The sequence below is a fragment of the Xanthomonas sp. LMG 12460 genome, from assembly GCF_009192895.1.
GTDB classification, from domain to species: domain Bacteria; phylum Pseudomonadota; class Gammaproteobacteria; order Xanthomonadales; family Xanthomonadaceae; genus Xanthomonas_A; species Xanthomonas_A sontii.
The window spans coordinates 1-530 of record NZ_NKUH01000126.1; the positions used below are offsets into that span (position 1 = coordinate 1).

Annotated in this window: 1 pseudogene; it reads right to left on the bottom strand. The window is 60.8% G+C overall.

The annotated features are described in order from the left end of the window. Positions 1-530 (bottom strand): annotated as a pseudogene (locus CEK66_RS19445) (tail-specific protease); the annotation flags it as partial.

The window sequence follows — 530 nt, forward strand, 5'->3', positions numbered from 1 at the left end:
GGTGAAGTAGTCGGTGTGCGGATCGACCGTGTTGGTGTAGGCGTTCATGAAGAACTGGAACACGTCCTCGCTCTTCAGTTCCTTCACCGAGTCGTCGAGATTGGCGTAGCGCTTGTCCAGGGTCTTGCGGATGTCTTCCGGCTTCTTGCCGGCGAGCTTGAGCCGCAGCCAGTCGTTCATCACCGACTTGCGCCACAGCGCATCCAGTTCCTGGTCGTCCTTGGCCCACGGCGCATTCTTGCGGTCGTACTCGAACTTCTCGTCGCCGTCGAAGTTGAAGTCCTGCTTGAGCAGCTTGCGCGCGTAGGCGATGCGCTCGTCCACCCGCTGCCGGTATACGGCGAAGATCTGAAATGCCGGTTCTAGCTGGCCGGAGGCGATGTTGGCGCCAAGGTTGTTCTGGAAGCTGGCGAACTTGTCGACGTCGGCCTGGGTGAAGAACTGCTTGCTGCCGTCCAGGGTCTCCAGATACTTCTTGAAGACCTCCTTGGAGGTCGCCTCGTCGAGGGCGCGCGGCCGGTAGGCGTAGC